Annotated in this window: 21 protein-coding genes; 19 read left to right on the forward strand and 2 right to left on the reverse strand. The window is 49.8% G+C overall.

Going from position 1 to position 18218, the window contains the following annotated elements:
* Window positions 1-602 precede the first annotated feature (602 nt).
* The 19 genes from MD588_RS02990 to MD588_RS03080 all read left to right on the forward strand — a co-directional run bounded on the left by MD588_RS02990 (window position 603) and on the right by MD588_RS03080 (window position 16559).
* Window positions 603-953, forward strand: a complete 351-nt coding sequence (locus MD588_RS02990; RefSeq protein ID WP_265695336.1) for a BMC domain-containing protein — start codon at window positions 603-605, stop codon at window positions 951-953.
* A gap of 3 nt (window positions 954-956) precedes the next feature.
* A complete protein-coding gene (locus tag MD588_RS02995) occupies window positions 957-1427 on the forward strand; it encodes a EutP/PduV family microcompartment system protein (protein WP_265695338.1) in 471 nt (156 codons plus the stop codon).
* 29 nt (window positions 1428-1456) lie between these two features.
* Window positions 1457-2194 (forward strand): ethanolamine utilization acetate kinase EutQ, encoded by a 738-nt coding sequence (gene eutQ, locus MD588_RS03000; RefSeq protein WP_265695339.1) that lies wholly within the window; start codon window positions 1457-1459, stop codon window positions 2192-2194.
* Window positions 2195-2196: 2 nt separating this feature from the next.
* Window positions 2197-3033, forward strand: coding sequence for an ethanolamine utilization cob(I)yrinic acid a,c-diamide adenosyltransferase EutT (gene eutT, locus MD588_RS03005; RefSeq protein ID WP_265695341.1), 837 nt, complete (start codon window positions 2197-2199; stop codon window positions 3031-3033).
* The gene (gene pta / locus MD588_RS03010) at window positions 3020-3997 is read left to right on the forward strand and encodes a phosphate acetyltransferase (RefSeq protein WP_265695343.1); all 978 of its coding nucleotides are present in this window, start codon (window positions 3020-3022) and stop codon (window positions 3995-3997) included. The genes eutT and pta overlap by 14 nt, the downstream gene beginning before the upstream one ends.
* A 37-nt stretch (window positions 3998-4034) precedes the next feature.
* A complete protein-coding gene (eutM, locus tag MD588_RS03015; RefSeq protein ID WP_265695344.1) occupies window positions 4035-4352 on the forward strand; it encodes an ethanolamine utilization microcompartment protein EutM in 318 nt (105 codons plus the stop codon).
* Window positions 4353-4372: 20 nt separating this feature from the next.
* Complete coding sequence (eutM, locus tag MD588_RS03020; protein ID WP_265695345.1) at window positions 4373-4648, forward strand: ethanolamine utilization microcompartment protein EutM; 276 nt, start codon at window positions 4373-4375, stop codon at window positions 4646-4648.
* Window positions 4649-4709: 61 nt separating this feature from the next.
* Window positions 4710-5009, forward strand: coding sequence for a EutN/CcmL family microcompartment protein (locus MD588_RS03025; protein WP_265695346.1), 300 nt, complete (start codon window positions 4710-4712; stop codon window positions 5007-5009).
* A gap of 20 nt (window positions 5010-5029) precedes the next feature.
* Entirely contained in the window at window positions 5030-6439 is a 1410-nt protein-coding gene (locus tag MD588_RS03030; protein WP_265695347.1) for an aldehyde dehydrogenase family protein, read from the forward strand.
* 3 nt (window positions 6440-6442) lie between these two features.
* Window positions 6443-7279 carry an ethanolamine utilization protein EutJ gene (gene eutJ, locus MD588_RS03035; protein ID WP_265695348.1) on the forward strand — a complete coding sequence of 279 codons (837 nt, stop codon included), beginning with the start codon at window positions 6443-6445 and terminating at the stop codon, window positions 7277-7279.
* A 3-nt stretch (window positions 7280-7282) separates the two neighbouring features.
* Entirely contained in the window at window positions 7283-8521 is a 1239-nt protein-coding gene (locus MD588_RS03040) for an iron-containing alcohol dehydrogenase family protein (RefSeq protein WP_265695350.1), read from the forward strand.
* Window positions 8521-9954 (forward strand): ethanolamine ammonia-lyase reactivating factor EutA, encoded by a 1434-nt coding sequence (locus MD588_RS03045; RefSeq protein ID WP_265695351.1) that lies wholly within the window; start codon window positions 8521-8523, stop codon window positions 9952-9954. The genes MD588_RS03040 and MD588_RS03045 overlap by 1 nt, the downstream gene beginning before the upstream one ends.
* A gap of 13 nt (window positions 9955-9967) precedes the next feature.
* Window positions 9968-11332, forward strand: a complete 1365-nt coding sequence (locus MD588_RS03050) for an ethanolamine ammonia-lyase subunit EutB (RefSeq protein ID WP_265695352.1) — start codon at window positions 9968-9970, stop codon at window positions 11330-11332.
* A gap of 10 nt (window positions 11333-11342) precedes the next feature.
* Complete coding sequence (gene eutC, locus MD588_RS03055; protein ID WP_265695353.1) at window positions 11343-12245, forward strand: ethanolamine ammonia-lyase subunit EutC; 903 nt, start codon at window positions 11343-11345, stop codon at window positions 12243-12245.
* A 14-nt stretch (window positions 12246-12259) separates the two neighbouring features.
* Complete coding sequence (gene eutL / locus MD588_RS03060) at window positions 12260-12916, forward strand: ethanolamine utilization microcompartment protein EutL (RefSeq protein ID WP_265695354.1); 657 nt, start codon at window positions 12260-12262, stop codon at window positions 12914-12916.
* Window positions 12917-12930: 14 nt separating this feature from the next.
* The gene (locus MD588_RS03065; protein WP_265695356.1) at window positions 12931-14265 is read left to right on the forward strand and encodes a 4Fe-4S dicluster domain-containing protein; all 1335 of its coding nucleotides are present in this window, start codon (window positions 12931-12933) and stop codon (window positions 14263-14265) included.
* 67 nt (window positions 14266-14332) lie between these two features.
* Window positions 14333-14881 carry a BMC domain-containing protein gene (locus MD588_RS03070; RefSeq protein ID WP_265695357.1) on the forward strand — a complete coding sequence of 183 codons (549 nt, stop codon included), beginning with the start codon at window positions 14333-14335 and terminating at the stop codon, window positions 14879-14881.
* A gap of 213 nt (window positions 14882-15094) precedes the next feature.
* The gene (gene eutH, locus MD588_RS03075; protein WP_265695358.1) at window positions 15095-16213 is read left to right on the forward strand and encodes an ethanolamine utilization protein EutH; all 1119 of its coding nucleotides are present in this window, start codon (window positions 15095-15097) and stop codon (window positions 16211-16213) included.
* Window positions 16214-16346: 133 nt separating this feature from the next.
* Window positions 16347-16559, forward strand: coding sequence for a hypothetical protein (locus MD588_RS03080; protein ID WP_265695359.1), 213 nt, complete (start codon window positions 16347-16349; stop codon window positions 16557-16559).
* Window positions 16560-16642: 83 nt separating this feature from the next.
* Here MD588_RS03080 and MD588_RS03085 read toward each other — a convergent pair whose 3' ends face one another.
* Both MD588_RS03085 and torD read right to left on the reverse strand, forming a co-directional pair.
* Entirely contained in the window at window positions 16643-17209 is a 567-nt protein-coding gene (locus MD588_RS03085; RefSeq protein ID WP_265695360.1) for a hypothetical protein, read from the reverse strand.
* A gap of 215 nt (window positions 17210-17424) precedes the next feature.
* On the reverse strand, window positions 17425-18078 hold the full coding sequence (torD, locus tag MD588_RS03090) for a molecular chaperone TorD (protein ID WP_265695361.1): 654 nt from the start codon (window positions 18076-18078) through the stop codon (window positions 17425-17427).
* Window positions 18079-18218: the final 140 nt, after the last annotated feature.

Here is an 18218-nt window from a genome sequence, read left to right on the forward strand (position 1 = left end):
GGTAATCTTATGTTTGATGTGGAAGTGGGGCGATTTTAGAGAATTCAGTGAGGGGGCATTACAAATATAAGTACATTAAATATCAAAATAAGGACAAGTTAGAGATAAGGAACGAATTGGGACATATGAAGGCTGAGTTGTAAGGGAAGAGCTATTGACTTCAATAAAAGGCTATTTGGGATATTAATTTATCGAAATGATTATTATGGATTTATGTTAACTCTGGAAGTAATTGGTCTCAGATAGCAATATTAATTATTTTAGAGCGTAAATAATTAATATTTATTTCTATAAGAAGTTCAAATAAAAGTGAATAATCTATTTGCTGGGTTTTAAATATGATTTTTATTTTTAATTTAAACCATATTGTTAATGGTTTAAATTAATTGTTTTCAATTCTTTGAATATTGTTGATAAGTTCACGGTGATAATTAATAGGATACCCATATGCTCACTAGGCATAAGGTGATCAAGCTCAAGATTTCAGTATTTCATATGACACGTGATTACTATTTACATTAGAACTGTGACACAGGTTGAGTAATAGCTCTAATTTCAGGTGTAAATTATAGGAAACTCATGTTGTTCTGAAAAGTGATCTGATGATAGATATTGATGCTGGTAAAGAGCGTATCATTCAGGAGTTTGTGCCGGGTAAGCAGGTGACACTTGCGCATCTTGTTGCAAATCCGACTGAAGAGTTATGTGAACGCGTGGGCGTTGAAAGCCAAGGTGCGATAGGCATTTTAACTTTGACGCCAGGTGAAACCTCCATTATTGCAGGCGATATTGCAACCAAAGCAGCGAATGTTGGGATTGGTTTTCTTGATCGTTTTTCTGGGGCGCTTGTTATTACAGGCAGTGTTTCTGCTGTAGAAGAATCTTTAAATACGGTGATAAGAGTTCTTAGTGACACCTTGTCTTATAACACCTGTGATTTAACCAGAACGTAAATTATGAAAATGGATCAGTTGGGTAATATTGCCTTTATTGGTGAGGTTGATGCAGGTAAATCAGCTCTTATTAATAAATTAATCGTTCAAGAAACTAATACCGGGAAAACACAGTCACCGATATTTTATAAAGGGCGTGTTGTTGATACTCCGGGAGAGTTTGTTGATAACCGTTCTTGGAATGGCGCGTTGCTTTCGACGATATCGTCAGTCAAAACAATTGTGATCCTCCAACCGGCTACGGCAAAACGGGTTAGTGCCCCTAGTGGGCTGTTACGCGTGTATCCCAACAAAAATATTGTTGGGGTGATCAGTAAAGTTGATGCCGAAGGGGCTGACTGTGCGAAAGCCGGCACACTTCTCAAGCAGCACGGTGTTCCTGGGCCGTATTTTCATACATCCATTTTCGATCAGGCATCAATTGATCAGCTGTATCACCATTTACTTTCGTTCCAGCCCGTAGTGCTGGAATGAGTTGTGTGAAACCACCAAGGATTGCAGTAATGAAAACATTAATCTCTGCTGCGGATGTGCGCAAGGCAAAAGCGGAAAACCGTGCTTATCTTGTTGCTCCCATGAAAGATTTTATTATTACGCCAGAAGCTCGAGATGTTGCAAAAGTTGAAGGAATTGAGTTCGTCGATGAGGCGCCGTTAGCGCCGCAACCGCAGATCACTCAACCGGCGACTTCCGCGCCGGAAAAAGCGCCGACTGTTGCGGTTCAGCCTGCCGAAGTGCCTGCCAACGATGCTTCAGCGATGGCAAAAGAAATTCAGGCCGAAATTGAATCCAAGCTCGCCAATGTTGACGGTGAAAAGAGCAATTTAATTCAAGCTCTCGTTGCCAAGGCACTGGCTGATTTTAATCAGCAAACACCGAATTCTCCGCGTCAAATCAACGATGACGGCATCGTACTTGTTCGTGGCAATGCGGTCCAGCTTGGCGTATTTGACGGGGCGCCTGGCAAAAATATTGGCCTGACAGATGTTATCGGCGCCCAAGAAAATAGCAATATGGGCGTTGGCTACATGGGCTGGGAGAACGCGTTCTTCCCGTGGACCCTGTGCTATGACGAGGTCAATGTTGTCCTCGAAGGTGAGTTTCACGTTAAGACTGCGGCCGGAACCACAATTGGTAAACCGGGGGATGTAATTTTCATTCCTAAGGGCAGCTCTGTGGAATTTGGCACCCCGACTCACGTTCGTTATGTCTACATCACTTATCCTGTTGAGTGGGCGTAACTATGGACAAGTCAGCTACGCCTTCATTTATCACCGAAGACTACTTGCGGCAGCATGTAGGCCTGCGTCACGGTGGTGAAATTCATCTTCCTCCGGGTACTCGCTTTACGCCGTCAGCGCAGCAAATGCTGACTGAAAAGCAGATCACAGTACGCTGGCGAGATGAAAAAGGTCAGGTGTTTGCTGCCAGCGAGACAGAGAAAGGCGCCTCGCTAGAGCGGGTACATCCGTTGAAGAACAATAATGTACGCCCTGAGAATGCCTGTATGTTATGTGGCTCTGACGTAGAGCACAAACCCGCATTGATGACTCACCTCAATGATCAAATGCTGGTGCCTAAAACGCATCCACGGATCCAACTCCGTGGCAAGCTTGATAGCTGTATTAGCTATTGTGTGCTGGTGCAATGCGCAATGTCCGAGCAACCGGAAATGCTGCAGGGCTTCTTGGCCGATATCCGTTCTTACCTGGGACAAACCCTTCAATGTGAAGTTACTGAGCAGCCGTTGCCAGAACCTGAACTGGGTGAGTTCAGTGCGGATACGGTACACCGCTGGTCACATCATCCATTGCGGTATCTTGGCCACGATCATCTGTTGCCTGATGTGAGTTACGGCGGGTTAGTGGCTCAGTTGAACTACCTCCGTGCCTTGGTGCGGGAGCTAGAGCTTGCTGCTAGCCAGGTTTATATGGACCACAGCATGAAGCTGACACGAGACGATATCGTCGCAGGCCTCAACCGGCTATCGAGCGCGGTTTACGTGGTGATGATTCTAGTGCTTCAGTGCCAGAAAGGGCAGCAGTCAGTACTGGGAGGCCTACGTCATGAAGTTGCTTGAGCAGTGTCGTACCCAATGTCTGAAGAGCCCGAAACGAATTGTCTTTCCGGATGCCAATGACGTGCGTCTACTCCATGCCGCCAACGATATGAAGCTTGCCGGCCTGGCCGAACCTATCTTGCTTGGTAGCCCTTTCCAGCTACGAGATCTTGCCCACCGAAGCGGTATTGCGGTGCCATGTCTGACGTTGTTGTCACCGGAGTCTGCTGGCTGTTTTGACGAAATGGTCCAGAGTTATGTCGCTAAGCAACGGAAGCCGATCTCGGTTGAGGAGGCGACTGAAAGGCTTAAGCAGCCGCTGGATTTCGCCATGATGATGGTTGATCAGGGATACGCTGATATATGTATTGGCGGCAATATCTCGACAACGGGCGATGTGATCCGGGCTGCAATACGTGGTACCGGCGTGGCTCCGGGCTCGAAAACGGTGTCTAGCTTCTTCCTGATGCTCTCACCAGACGGCGAACAGGTTCATGCCTTTTCTGACGCAGGAGTCATTCCGCTGCCTACGGCCGAACAGTTGGCTGATATCGCCATTGATACTGCACGAAACTATCAACAACTGACGGGTAATACCCCGCGTGTTGCGATGCTGTCGTTTTCGACCAAGGGCAGTGCCGCTCATCCTACGGTTAGCAAGGTTAGCGAAGCGACTGAGCTCGTTCGCCAACGCCAGCCGGATTTGATTATTGACGGTGAAGTGCAGTTCGACGCGGCTATCGTGCCCGCCGTTGCCGCTCAAAAAATGCCTGACAGCCCCCTTGGCGGTCAGGCCAATGTGTTTATTTTTCCTTCCCTTAATGCCGGCAATATCGCTTACAAAGTTGCCCAGCGTTTGGGGGGCTACATTGCACTGGGACCGATGCTACAAGGCTTGGCTTCTCCGGTGCACGATTTATCTCGCGGCTGTAGTGCGAACGATATCGTTGATATTTCGGTATTGGCATCCAGCCTGTGTCAATAACTTACTTTAACCAACAGAGAACTCTGAGGATTTAACAATGGAAGCGCTAGGCATTATCGAAACCAAAGGACTTACTTCACTGATTGAAGCGTCTGATGCGATGGTTAAAGCGGCACGTGTACAGCTGGTTGGCTACAAGCAAATCGGCTCCGGCATCGTGTCTGCAATGGTTCGTGGCGACGTAGCTGCGTGTAAAGCGGCGACTGATGCAGGTGCCGCGGCTGCACAGCGCCTGGGCGAAGTGGTTGCTGTTCATGTGATCCCGCGTCCACACGGTGACTTGGAAGCGATCTTCCCAATCACTACTGAAGAAGAAAAACCGGCTGCTACTAAAGCTCGTAGCACAAGCAAATAAGTCTGAGTGAGGACAAATTAATGGACGCATTAGGCATTCTAGAAACAAAAGGGTTAACCGCATTAATCGAAGCATCAGATGCAATGGTTAAGGCTGCACGTGTCGAACTTGTTGGCTATCAGCAAATTGGCTCGGGTTATGTAACGGCACTGATCCGTGGTGATGTGGCTTCTTGTAAAGCGGCGACGGATGCAGGCTCTGTCGTTGCTCAGCGTTTGGGTGAGTTGGTTGCGGTACACGTGATCCCTCGTCCACATAACGATTTGGAAAAAGTATTTCCCATTAAAGTCAAGTGATTCGATACCCCTTGGTCGTTAACCCAAGGGTCAAGGGGCGTTCGAAAAGGTAGGAGAACGTATGCGAATTGCACGTGTAATAGGCCATGTGATTGCCACGGTACGTAGTCAGCATATGCGAATGGACAAATTGTGTCTGGTTGAGTTTGTTGATAAATGCGGCGAGGCAACGGGTGACATTCATATCGCGATGGATCAGCTTGGCGCTGGTGAAGGGGAGTGGGTGATGGTCGTGGCCGGCAGTTCTGCCCGCGCCGCATATGGCAGTGCGGAAAACGGTTCTCCGGTTGACCTATGTGTGGTCGGAATTATTGATGAAGTAACAGCAGCTAGCGAGCAATTGTACAACAAGCATTACTAGCTGTTTGGAGAAGGTTCCTTATGGATCAGCAGCAAATAGAAGAGATTGTTAGACGTGTCGTCATGCAGCTTAGCGGCAGCGCGGCAGGCACGCCTTCTGTGAGCGAGCAAGGTGACTACGGTATTTATCCGACGTTGGATGGCGCCGTGGCAGCGGCAAAAGCTGCCCAGCGAGAAATTCGCACCATTGCCCTGCGTGATGACATTATTCTGGCAATTCGCCGTATGGCGAAAAAGCATGCCCGCGAGCTGTCAGAAATGGCGGTATCAGAAACCGGCTTTGGTCGGGTTGAAGATAAAATCAGCAAGCATTTGTTGGTCGCCCACCGTACTCCTGGTACGGAAATTCTAGCACCGCAGGCCGTATCTGGTGATGCAGGTATGAGCTTGATGGAAAATGCACCGTGGGGGGTCATTGCCTCTGTCACGCCAAGTACTAACCCATCGTGCACAGTGATTAACAATGCGATTAGCATGATCGCGGCAGGTAATGGTGTTGTATTTGCACCGCACCCTGCAGCGAAGAAAGTATCTCAGTATGCCATTCAGCTGGTGAATAAAGCCTCTGAAAGCGTAGGCGGCCCTGCCAATATTTGTACAACGGTTGCAACACCGTCACTCGAAAATGCCCAGCTGCTATTTACTTACCCGGGAATTGGCCTGTTGGTTGTGACGGGTGGAGATGCAGTAGTAGAAGCTGCTCGCAAGGTTACAGACAAGCGTTTGATTGCTGCAGGCCCGGGGAATCCGCCAGTCGTCGTCGACGAAACGGCCGATCTTGAGCGTGCTGCTATTTCAATTGTTCAGGGTGCATCATTCGATAACAATATCGTGTGTGCGACCGAGAAAGAAATTATTGCCGTGGCGTCGATCGCCGACGAGCTAAAGGCTCAGATGTGTCGCAATGGGGCATATGAAGTTACGCCAGAGCAAGCTGAAGCAATAGCTCGCGTGGTGCTTAAGGGCTACCCGGGCGACAACCCAGCCGCCAACCCACAATGGGTTGGGCGTGATGCAGCCAAGCTTGCTGCCGCTGCGGGTATCGATGTACCTGCCGATACGCGTCTGTTGGTATTTGATGCTGATAGGTCTCATGTATTTGCAGTTACCGAGCAAATGATGCCTATCTTGCCGCTGATCCGTGCCGCCAACGCTGATCAGGCCATTGACTGGGCTGTTGAGCTAGAGCAGAGCAACCGCCATACCGCAGCAATTCATTCGAAGAACATCGATGTGCTGACACGTATGGCCTACGAAATGGATTGTAGTCTCCTTGCCAAGAATGGCCCTTCAATTGCGGCAATTGGTGCCGGTGGCGAAGGCTGGACCACGATGACCATCTCGACGCCGACTGGCGAAGGTGTGACTAACGCGCTGACCTTTACCCGTAAGCGCCGTTGCACGGCTGTTGATTCTTTCAGGATTGTATAAATCATGACTACGTATCTCGAACAAGCCAATCATAACTTGTTGATTATCGACGAGATAGTTAACGATGAAACGCCGGTTAGTGCACCTGAAACCTGGTATGTCGGTATTGATTTGGGAACCGCAGATATCCAGACCGTTGTTATTGATGAGGAAGGAACGCCGGTTGCAGCGTTCCTGGACTGGGCTGATGTCGTTCGCGATGGTGTGGTTGTCGATTATGTCGGTGCTTGTCGTATCGTCCGTGATCAGCTGGCCAAAGTGCAGCAGAAGCTGGGCATTTTCGTGGAAGAGGCGATTACCTCATACCCACCGGGTACGGATCCGCGTATTTCAATCAATGTGGTGGAATCTGCCGGGATCGTGGTGAGTCATGTGATTGATGAGCCATCGAGTGTTGCGGAATTGCTTCACATTGAGCAGGGAGCCGTGGTCGATGTCGGTGGTGGTACAACGGGTACTGCGATTATTGAGAACGGTAGCCTTGTCAGTTCGCTAGACGAACCGTCGGGGGGGCGCCATGTCAGCTTGGCGATTGCCGGTGGTATGGGGGTTGATATGGAGGAGGCGGAACAGCAAAAACGCCGTAGCCATGAAGACCCGCTGATTGCGGCAATGGCAAAACCGGTGATTGAGAAGATGTCTGATATCGTCGCCGATCATATTGCCGATCATCAGCCCGGTGCGATTTATCTTACCGGTGGTGGCACGCTGATCGCGGGGTTTGCCCAGATCTTCCGTAAAACCTTTCCTGAAATTGAAGTGATCGAGCTGTCTCGGGCTTTGTACCTGACGCCGCTGGCGATTGCCAGCTACGGCCTCACCCTCAAAGGTAAGGAGTAAGCCATGTCTGTATCCAGTACCGAAATCGCCAGTATTGTGCAGCAAACCCTGCAGCAGTATCGGCCTTACCGTGGCTTTACGTTCCGCTCGCCGGCTATCACGGTAACTGGCGGGCATTGTGTTAACCAGCTTGGGGATGCTCTCGTTGAGCTGGGTGCCAGCCACGTTCTGCTGGTCGCCGACAAAATGGTTCATCAGCTGGGACTGACCGCTGGCTGTGCAAATGCGATCACATTGGCAGGACTCCAGCTGACCTTGTTCTGTGAGGTTGAGGGTGAGCCGGACAGCAATCTGATTGTTCGCGGTCAAACGGCACTTTGTGCTAGTAAAGCTGATTTTGTGCTGGGGATAGGTGGCGGTTCTGCGCTTGATGCGGCCAAGGCGATTGCGGTTATCGGTGAGTACCAGGGACCGTTGACTGAATTTAAGGTCGGCGGAATTGCCTCACGTCAGGTTGGCTTGGGGGCGATCCCGACCACTGCCGGTACCGGCTCGGAAGTCACCGATATTACGGTGATCAAAGATGTAGCTTTGGATATCAAGGTGCCGGTGAAAGGGCCAGCATTGGTTCCGGACCTTGCCTTGCTTGATCCTGCTCTGATGCTTGGTGTTCCAGCGACGATCACTGCGGCAACCGGCATCGATACCTTGACCCACGCCATCGAAGCCTATGTATCGCGAAACTCGAATCCGTTATCGAAAGCGTATGCCTATCACGCGATTGAAGCATTGATCAAAGCGCTGCCGACAGCCGTTGGCTACGGGCAGGATATGGATAAGCGCTACGACATGGCGGTGGCCGCCTATAAAGCGGGTCTGGCATTTAGTAATGCTGGATTAGGTTTGACGCATGCTATCGCTCATCAAATTGGTGCCCGTTATCACCTGCCGCATGGTGTGGCCAATGCCATCTTGCTGCCTTATGTCATGGCGTTCAATGCTCTTAGCTGTGAAGCCGAGTATGCCGAGATTGCCAATGCATTGGGTGTCAGCCGCGAAGCCATGACGTGTCGTGAGCGGTGCCGGGCTGCCATTTTGGTGGTAAGGCAATTGGTGGTGGATCTTGGATTGCCGACCTCACTGGCGGATGTCGAGATTGCCGAGCAGGACTTGCCGCAGTTGGCTGAGCAGGCAATGCAGGATATTTGCCTGCAGGGCAACCCGCGTCAGGTAACCCCGGCGCAAATTGTGACATTGCTGAAGCAGGTCATGGTCGGTCAGCTGCCAGAAGGATACTGCTGATGGATAGGAAAATTGTCCATAGTGTCGGTATCGATATTGGTACCACGACCACCCAGGTGATTTTCTCGAACCTGACTGTTGTAAACCGCGCGCCTGCGTCGCAGGTGCCGGTCTATGAGTTTGTCGATCGAGAGATTTCGTATCAGAGCCCGGTGTCGTTTACCCCGATTAATCATCAGGGGACCATTGATGCTGACCGTCTGCGTCAGTTTATCGAGAACCAGATTGATCAAGCCGGTTTTGCCGCTGAAGGGGTAGAGACCGGGGCCATCATTATTACCGGCGAAACGGCCAAGGCTCACAATGCCCGTGATGCCATCATGGATCTGTCACAGCAGCTAGGCGACTTCGTTGTTGCAACGGCCGGGCCGAACCTTGAATCGGTCATTGCCGGACGGGGTAGCGGCGCGCAGGAGCTGTCGCAGCATAACCACCTGAAGGTGATGAACATCGATATCGGTGGCGGCACCTCGAATTATGTGGTGTTCGACTGCGGCCGTGTCGTGTCGACAGCGTGCCTGAACATCGGTGGCCGCCTGGTTGAGCTAAACGGGCAGGGCGAAATCACCTATGTCCACAAGCCTGCGATTGCGGTAATGCAGGACTTGTTCGGTGAAGCACTGAATCCTCGACAGGTTACGGTTGATCATCTCAACCGAATCGTTACGCGTATGGCCGATTTGATTGTCGAGGTGATGAACGGGCAGCTGTCACCGCTGGCGGTTCAGCTACTACAAACCCCGGCTCTCGAATCTCTTTCGGACATTGATGCGGTGTTCTTAAGTGGTGGTGTGGGGGAATGCTATTACCAACACCAGTACCAGCATAATAGCGAGTCTGGACATTTTGGTGATATTGGACCGCATCTGGCTAGTGCCTTGCTGAGCCATCATGAGCTTGCTGCCCTACCGGTAAGAAAGCCGAACCAGACGGTACGGGCAACGGTGATTGGCGCCGGTGCCTATTCACTCACATTATCCGGCTCAACCATCTGGCTGAATTCTGACGAGTTGCCGTTGAAAAATATCCCGGTGGTTCACCCGGCCGTGGATTGGCTGCAAGAGACGCCGTCGATCTGCGATGAAATCATCATTGCTGCAGAGCGAATGGATCTAGCCCTTGGCTGTGACCGTTACGCGGTTGCCATTGATAGTGGTATGCCGGTGCGCTATTTCGCTGTTCAGCATGTAGCCAGCGAGCTGGCCCGGTTTTATCGCGAGCACGGCAACCATCAGGCCCCGGCATTTGTCGTGGTTCACAACGATATAGGAAAAGCGCTCGGCATGGAGCTGCAGCCCCAGCTCCATCCACAACCCGTGAGCGTGATTGATGAAGTGATCACCCATGAAGGTGACTACATCGATATTGGCAACAGTTACTTCGGCGGGGAGATCGTTCCTTTGACAGTCAAATCACTCGCCTTCCCGTCTTAATAGGAGTTATTGCATGAAGTTGAAAACCCACCTGTTTGGTCAGACTTACCAATTCAGGGATGTAAAAGAAGTATTGGCAAAAGCCTCTGACCTACGTTCTGGTGACATCTTAGCCGGTGTTGCTGCAGAAACTGCGCAGGAGCGTGTTGCTGCGAAGCATGTTCTGTCTGAACTGACCCTTAAGGATTTGCGTGAAAACCCTGTGGTCAGCTACGAAAACGATATCATCACTCGGATCAACCAAGATAGCCTGAACCGTGCGATGTTCGAAAAAATTCAGAACTGGTCGGTGAGCGAACTGCGTGAGTACGTATTGTCAGATGATATGACACACGAAGACATGCAGCGTCTGCGCAAGGGCCTTACCGCTGAGATCGTGTCTGCGGTAGGTAAGCTGTGTTCAAACGGCGACTTGATGTACGGTGCGAGTAAAATGCCGGTGGTAACCAAGGCAAATGCGACCGTCGGTTTGCCTGGCCACTTTAGCTGTCGCTTGCAGCCAAATGATACCCGCGACAACGTCAGCTCAATTCTGGCTCAGACTTATGAAGGTTTGACCTACGGCTGTGGTGACGCGGTAATCGGTATTAACCCTGTTACCGACAGCGTCGAAAACACGACCCAGATGCTGAATGCGATTCAGGATGTTATTACCAAGTGGGATATCCCGACTCAGCCTTGTGTACTTTCGCATATTACTACCCAGATGGAAGCGGTTCGTCGTGGCGCGCCTGGCGGCTTGTTGTTCCAGAGTATTGCCGGTTCTGAAAAAGGTTTGGCTGAATTCGGTGTTAGCGTCGATATGCTGGATGAAGCTTACGAAATTGGTAAGCAGTACTGCAATCTTGCCGGCGAAAACATGATGTATTTTGAAACCGGACAGGGCTCTGAGCTATCGGCCGATGCCCACCACGGTGCCGACCAGATGACGATGGAAGCACGCTGCTATGCACTGGCCCAGCGCTATAACCCGCATATTGTGAATACCGTCGTTGGCTTCATTGGTCCTGAGTATCTGTACAACCATCAGCAGATCATTCGTGCCGGTCTTGAAGATCACTTTATGGGTAAGCTATCAGGCATGCCAATGGGCTGTGATGCCTGTTACACCAACCATGCTGATACGGATCAGAACTCGAACGAAAACCTCGTTACTTTGTTGGCAGCCGCAGGTGTTAACTTTGTCATCGGTATGCCGATGGGCGATGACATCATGTTGAACTACCAAACTACCTCTTTCCACGATACAGCCTCGGTTCGTCAGCTGCTGAAACTGCGCCCTGCGCCAGAGTTTGAAGCATGGATGGAAACTATGGGTCTGATGGAAAACGGTCGTCTGACGCGTAAAGCGGGCGATCCGTCAATCTTCTTCAAGTAAGGGTTTGGTAATGAACGAGCAAAAAATTCAGGACATCGTCGCAACAGTACTCGCCCAGCTTGGCGAGACCAATGTAGCAACTTCAGATGTAACTAAGGTCGTGGATGCGGTTACGCCTGTCGCGGGCGGATACGTACCACAGGTTAGTGGGGAATCACTGCCTGATCTGGGTGATATCCAGTTTAAAAAGTGGAATGGTATTGAGGGAGCTCTCGACAACAAAGTTGTTGAAGATCTGATGTCACAGACAGATGCCCGTGTTGGTACCGGACGTACCGGCCCGCGTCCTCGTACAACAGCATTATTACGTTTTCTTGCTGACCACTCTCGCTCTAAAGATACGGTGATCAAGAACGTAGAATCGTCTTGGCTACAAGAGCGCAAACTGATGGAAGTTCAGTCGTGCGCCAATGACAAAGATGAGTACCTGACCCGTCCTGATCTAGGCCGGAAACTTAACGATGCGGCGAAAGCGTTAATCAAAGATAGCTGTAAGCAGACACCACAGGTTCAGGTTGTCCTGTCTGATGGCTTGAGCCTTGATGCGGTAACTGTAAACCATGACGAAATCCTACCGCCATTGTTAAACGGCCTGAAGAATGCGGGGCTGGATGTAGGTACACCATTCTTTCTCCGTTATGGCCGCGTAAAGGCGCAAGATGAAATTGGCATGCTTCTGAATGCTGAAGTGAACCTGCTTCTTATCGGTGAGCGCCCTGGACTTGGTCAGTCAGAGTCACTGAGTTGCTACGCAATCTACAAGCCGACAGCCGAGACGGTGGAATCGGATCGTACTGTAATTTCAAATATTCATGCCGGTGGTACACCGCCAGTGGAAGCGGCAGCAGTAATTGTTGACTTGGTTAAAGATATGCTGGCGAAGAAAGCCAGTGGTATCAACTTGAAGCGCTAATATAGGAACGAACAATGGCTATTCTAGACAAAATTCAACCAGCAGTATTAGCAACGCGAGTTATTGCCTCGGTTGACTCGGTATATAAAGAAAAGATGGGCTTGAAGCCTCACCATAACAGTATCGGTATTATCACTGCCGATTGTGATGATGTGACATATTGTGCGCTTGATGAGGCGACAAAAGCGGCTAATGTCGATGTTGTGTATGCTCGCTCTTTTTACGCGGGTGCGGCGCATTCATCTGGCCCTACGTCAGGCGAAGTGATCGGTATTCTGGCTGCAGCATGTCCGGCGGACGTGATTGCCGGTCTGGATCGCGCTAAAGCCTTTATCGAAGATGAAGCCGCATTCCAGTGCGCCGATGAAAACGGTGATATTGCCTATTTTGCTCACCTTGTTTCTTCAACCGGGACTTACCTGTCTGAAGAAGCCGGTGTCGAGCAGGGCGAAGCGCTGGCATACCTGATTGCGCCTCCACTAGAAGCGATGTATGCACTGGATGCGGCACTAAAAGCGGCAGATGTGCGATTGGTTAATATGTTTGCGCCACCGTCAGAAACTAACTTCGGTGGTGGTCACCTGACCGGTTCACAGGCAGCTTGCCGTGCAGCTTGTGAAGCATTTCAGGCAGCGGTGCTGGAAGTGGCCCGTAATCCAATTGCGAACTAGTTAGGAGTTCAGTCGTGAATCCGTTATTACAACAGATTCAGCATGGCGGCGTGATTGGCGCAGGTGGGGCAGGTTTCCCCACCTACGTTAAACTCGATTGCCAGGTCGAAATGGTTTTGGCCAATGGTGCTGAGTGCGAGCCGCTGCTTTATAAAGATCAGGTGTTGATGCAACGTTGGGCCAAAGAACTTTGCGGCGGCATGTTGATCGCGATGAAGCAGGTAGGTGCTGCTCGCGGGGTGATTGGTATTAAGAAAAAGAATGCCGACACGATTGCTTGCCTACAGGCGCATTTACCTGCGGGTATCGAGTTGTTGCTGATGGAAGACGTTTATCCTGCCGGAGACGAGGTTGAACTTGTGTATCAGGCGACAGGTAAGCGTATTCCTTCGGGGGGCCTGCCCAAAGAAATTGGCGTGATGGTCAATAATGTCGAGTCGTTCATCAATGTATTTCGCGCTGCACAAGGGGTGCCGGTTACGGAAACCATGATCACTGTACATGGCGAAGTGCGTAACCCATATACCGCTTGGCTGCCAATCGGTTTGTCCTACCGAGAAGCGATTGAACTGGCTGGTGGTATGACGTGCAGTGATTTTATTGTGGTCGAAGGCGGCCCGATGATGGGCTCGGTGACCGATAACCTGGAACAACCGATCACCAAAGTGTCGAGTGGGTTATTGGTACTGCCGCGAACCTCTCGGATCGCCAAGATCAAGACCCGCAGCGAGCAAGATCTTCGCCGTATCGGGAAGTCGTCTTGTGATCAATGCAGCCAATGTACCTCGATGTGTCCGCGTAACCTGCTGGGCTATCCTGTGCAACCGCATATGGCAATGCGTTCGCTGCAGGTTTCTGGTGCCAACAACTTGAGCTACGCTCTGGCTGCGCAGGCATGTTGTGAGTGCAACCTATGCACCATGTGGTCTTGCCCGGAAGGTCTGGATCCAAGTCGAGTCTGTGCAACGACCAAACGTGCATTACGAGATGAGCAGAAGCTGTTGTCTCCGGCTCAGTTACAGGCCAAAACCAAGGATGTGCACCCGCTACGTGACTACCGTGGGGTACCGACTAAACGCTTGGTACGTCGCCTCGAGCTGGCCGACTATGCCCTGACAAAAGCGGAATACCGTGAGTGCGAGCTAAAGGTTAGCCATCTTGAGATCCCACTTTCTCAGCATATTGGTCGACCGGCTATAGCAACCGTCAAAGTGGGCGATAGCGTCAAGAAAGGACAGATGATAGGCCAACCGGCACCGGATGCGCTTAGTGTCGCAGTTCATGCCAGCCTTGACGGTGTAGTAACGGCTGTAGGCGAGAAGGTCGTCATTGAGTGCCAACCTGTTTGAGTACACTGAATGCGGTGCTTCAAATAGGGCTGAATAATAAATAGCAGCAAATAATAAAGAGCAAGTAATGGTTAATGCGATTGGTTGTATTGAGTTAAATTCGATTGCCCGTGGATATTTGGTAGCTGATGCCATGTTAAAAGCTGCGAGTGTCGAAATTCTATTTAATCGGACGATTTGTCCCGGCAAATTTATGGTGATGGTGGGTGGTGATGTTGCTGCGATCAATGCTGCGGTAGAAACTGGGCTGCGGGTTGGTGGTGGTGAAGTGGTGGATGACTTGATCATTGCCAATGTCCATCCTGACGTCTTTCCGGCAATTGCCGGTACACGCGTGGTTGAGCATACCTCGGCACTGGGTATTGTTGAAACATTCTCGGTTGCCGCGATTGTGGAAGCCGCTGATGCTGCTGTAAAAGCCGCGAATATCGAACTTCTCGAAGTTCATATGGCAATGGCTATTGGCGGAAAAGGCTTTGTAACGCTAACCGGTGATGTCGCGGCGGTACAGGCTGCCGTTGATGCGGCCGCCGAGCGTATTCGTACCAAAGGTGTATTAGTCGATAAAGTTGTTATTGCTCAGCCGAGAAAAGAAATCTTGGAAGGCAAAGTTTAGTTTAATGGCGGTTCGGGCAGTGGTTTGCTCGAACGCCAGTAATAAGCTGTGATGATTTTTGTTATTGCAATTCCGCGATAACTAACAGTGCGTGTTATTGAGATTCAATTTTAGCCATGTGTGATCGCATAGGGCAGGATTCGTTCACCCTAAATTTAGGAGCGCCTTCTGAACTAGCGATTATTGATGAATTATCAGGAAGGTAGAAACATCATGAATGACATTATTTTATATATTATGGTGGGCTTTATGGTGCTCGGCGCTGTCGACAAAGTGCTGGGTAATCGTTGGGGCTATGGAGAGCAGTTCGAAGAAGGCTTCATGGCAATGGGGGCGTTAGCCCTTGCAATGGTCGGTGTGGTGAGTTTGGCTCCGGTGCTTGCTGATTTATTAAGCCCGATTGTCGTACCACTTTACACCGCGTTAGGTGCTGATCCAGCAATGTTTGCCGGTACGTTGCTAGCTAACGATATGGGTGGTTATCCGTTGGCACAGAGCATGGCTGAAACAGAAGAAGCAGGTATCTTCTCTGGTCTGATTTTGGGCGCAATGATGGGGCCGACATTGGTATTCACCATTCCAGTCGCACTGGGTATTATCGAGAAAGAGGATACGCCTTATCTTGCTCGCGGTGTATTGATTGGCTTAACGACTATTCCTGTCGGTTGTTTTGTCGGTGGCCTAGTGGCTGGTTTTGATGTTGCGATGATCCTTGGCAACTTGATCCCAATCGTGATTGTTGCCGCACTGATTGCCGTAGGCCTATGGTTGAAGCCTGACGCGATGATCCGTGGCTTCGAGGTATTCGGTAAAGGTGTGATCGGAATGATCACTTTGGCACTTGCTGCAATCGTTGTTGAAACCTTGACTGGCTTGGTGTTGATCCCGGGTATGGCGCCGATTTCTGACGGTATCGAGATTGTTGGCGCAATTGCAATTGTGCTGGCGGGGGCCTTCCCGATGGTACACTTTATTACTCAGCACCTGAACAAGCCTTTGATCAAGATGGGTAGCGCAATGGGCATGGGTGAAAAAGCGGCGGCAGGTCTGGTCGCAACCATGGCGAACAACATTGCAATGTTCAACATTTTCAAAGAAATGGATAACCGCGGAAAAGTGATTAATGTTGCTTTCGCAGTATGTGGTTCATTTGTTTTCGGTGATCACCTCGGCTTTACCGCTGCAGTAAACAGCGACATGATTTCAGCTGTGGTTGCAGGCAAGCTAGTTGGCGGTTTAAGTGCCTTGGTGCTTGCTGTTTACGTGACCCGCAACATGTCTTTTGATGAGCCATCAACAAAAGAAGAGCATAAAGAAGCGGCTGCTCACTAAAATCATTAGCAATATATTTTGCTTAAACAATTCGCTTAGAAAAATTAGCTTATAGGCCCGCAATTGCGGGCCTATTTGTTATTTAGAAATACCCAAATACACTTAATAATGAGCTATGGATGGAGGATGAGTAATGGCTGTAAATCAAACGAATCCTGTCTGTTCTCATTTAAAAAGTGCTCGTTCACAGGCTGCTGGCTCGACAGATCGAAATCAGCGAATGAGCATGCATGAAGGCGTTGCTCCCTGGTGCGATTGCTGTGTTTGTGAGGCCGAGCCTTACTGGGCCGATGTTGCTGAAGAGATGGGAATAAGCCTGAGTAATTTCGAAGAGGATAGGCAATAGCCTGCACGCAAAAAACTTCACCGTAGCTTGAATGCCGCGGTGAAGTCATTTACTGAGGAAGTGAATCTGGTTTGTTACTGAGATTACTGAATAGTTTCAACCAGAGTGTTTAACTCTTCGACCAATTTTTCTGTTTTAGGATCATGGGCTTTCATCGCTACCATGGTTTCTTGCTGAAGTTTCTCCTGCATTGCCATGAGTTCCTTGTCAGAAATGATAGCCTGACGTTGTTCAGCCATTTTCTGTTTGGCTGCGGCAAACTCTTTGATCAGCTCGCTTCGCTGTTCTTCGCTTAATGAAGTGTCTTTGACCTGCTCTTGAATCTCTTGAGCTTTGGTAATGAATGTCTCTGGGTCGTAACCAACCTCTTCGGCTTTCTGCTGGAACTTAGCTTCTAGCTCTTTAGACTGCTCGGCTAATTCAGGGTTAGCCTGTAGGGTTTGTTGCCTGATGCTGGTGAGATCCCGTTGAATGGCATTGATACGGTTTACGGTTTCTTTCTGATTTGCAATAGAGTCTGTTGCGATACCGCTGGCATTGGCTTGTGGGCCAAGCAGCATCATGGATAAAAGGGCCAGAGGCAAAGACATCTTGATAAACCAGTTTTTTAAAGAAGGCTGTTGTTTCACTTGCGAGTTGATATTGTGCATTGCAGATATCTCTTTGTTGTCTGAGTTGTTTCAATCTATAAAACTGGATGGAAGAAAATGTCAGTGCAATGTCATGAAAGCTGTGCGTTTGCTGAACGGATGATTGTTCAGTTTGGGAGGAATAGCTTGTGAGGAGTGATGTTCAAAAAAAGCCGGCAATCCATATGCCGGCAACTAGAGATAGTGAGGTTCAGTCTTTGTGGTGACTGATTAGGTTATTGTTCTTCGCCCGCAAGGAATGCGGCATCTAAGTGGCAGAACGCAAGAAGCAGGTTTACTGCTGCGGCGTAAAGGCCGAACTGATCGCGTGAGTCACACGCCTTGGCAAATGCCGGTAGCCAGTTCAGTAGCATGGTGTTAAGGAATTCAAGCTGCGCTTGCATTACCGCTTCAGCTTGCTCTTCGTTTTCTTGCTGGTTGGCAAGAATAATCAGGTTGCCCATGAAATCCAGCTCAACAGCCACGTGGTCCGCTGGTTCATTGAACTCTTTGCGCTGAGCAATATTGTATTCTTCCATGAGCTTGTTCATGTCTTGAGCCGGCTTATCGTTCAATAGACCGCTTTCACCGACGTACATTGACGCGTAAGGAAGCGCTCCTGATTTTGGTGTGCTCAAGAATAGGCCACAGAAATCAGCGGCAAGTTCAAGCTGGGCATCTTCACGGGTTTTCAAGCGATTGAGAGCATCGCGAAATGCTTCAACAGGTTGTTTGAGTTCAGATGTCATACCAAGGCCTGACAGGAAGGTTAGCATCTCATCACCGTGATATTCGGCGATGTCACTCTCGCTTAGTTCACGAGAGAGTAGGGAAGACATCCACCAGTAAATTTCTGCACGTTGTTCGTTGAAAGCAATAAACTCTTGCATGGGTACTCCAGAGTAAAGCAGTGCCAACTTATTAGGTTTTTATCCTGTCGGACTGCATAAAACATATTCAGATAGAACATCAATGTAATCAATGATTATATGTGAATAGGTTTTGTTTGGGGAATAAAAGGTAATGAAAC

Origin of the sequence: Photobacterium obscurum (genome assembly GCF_026191635.1) — a bacterium.
Lineage (GTDB): Bacteria > Pseudomonadota > Gammaproteobacteria > Enterobacterales > Vibrionaceae > Photobacterium > Photobacterium obscurum.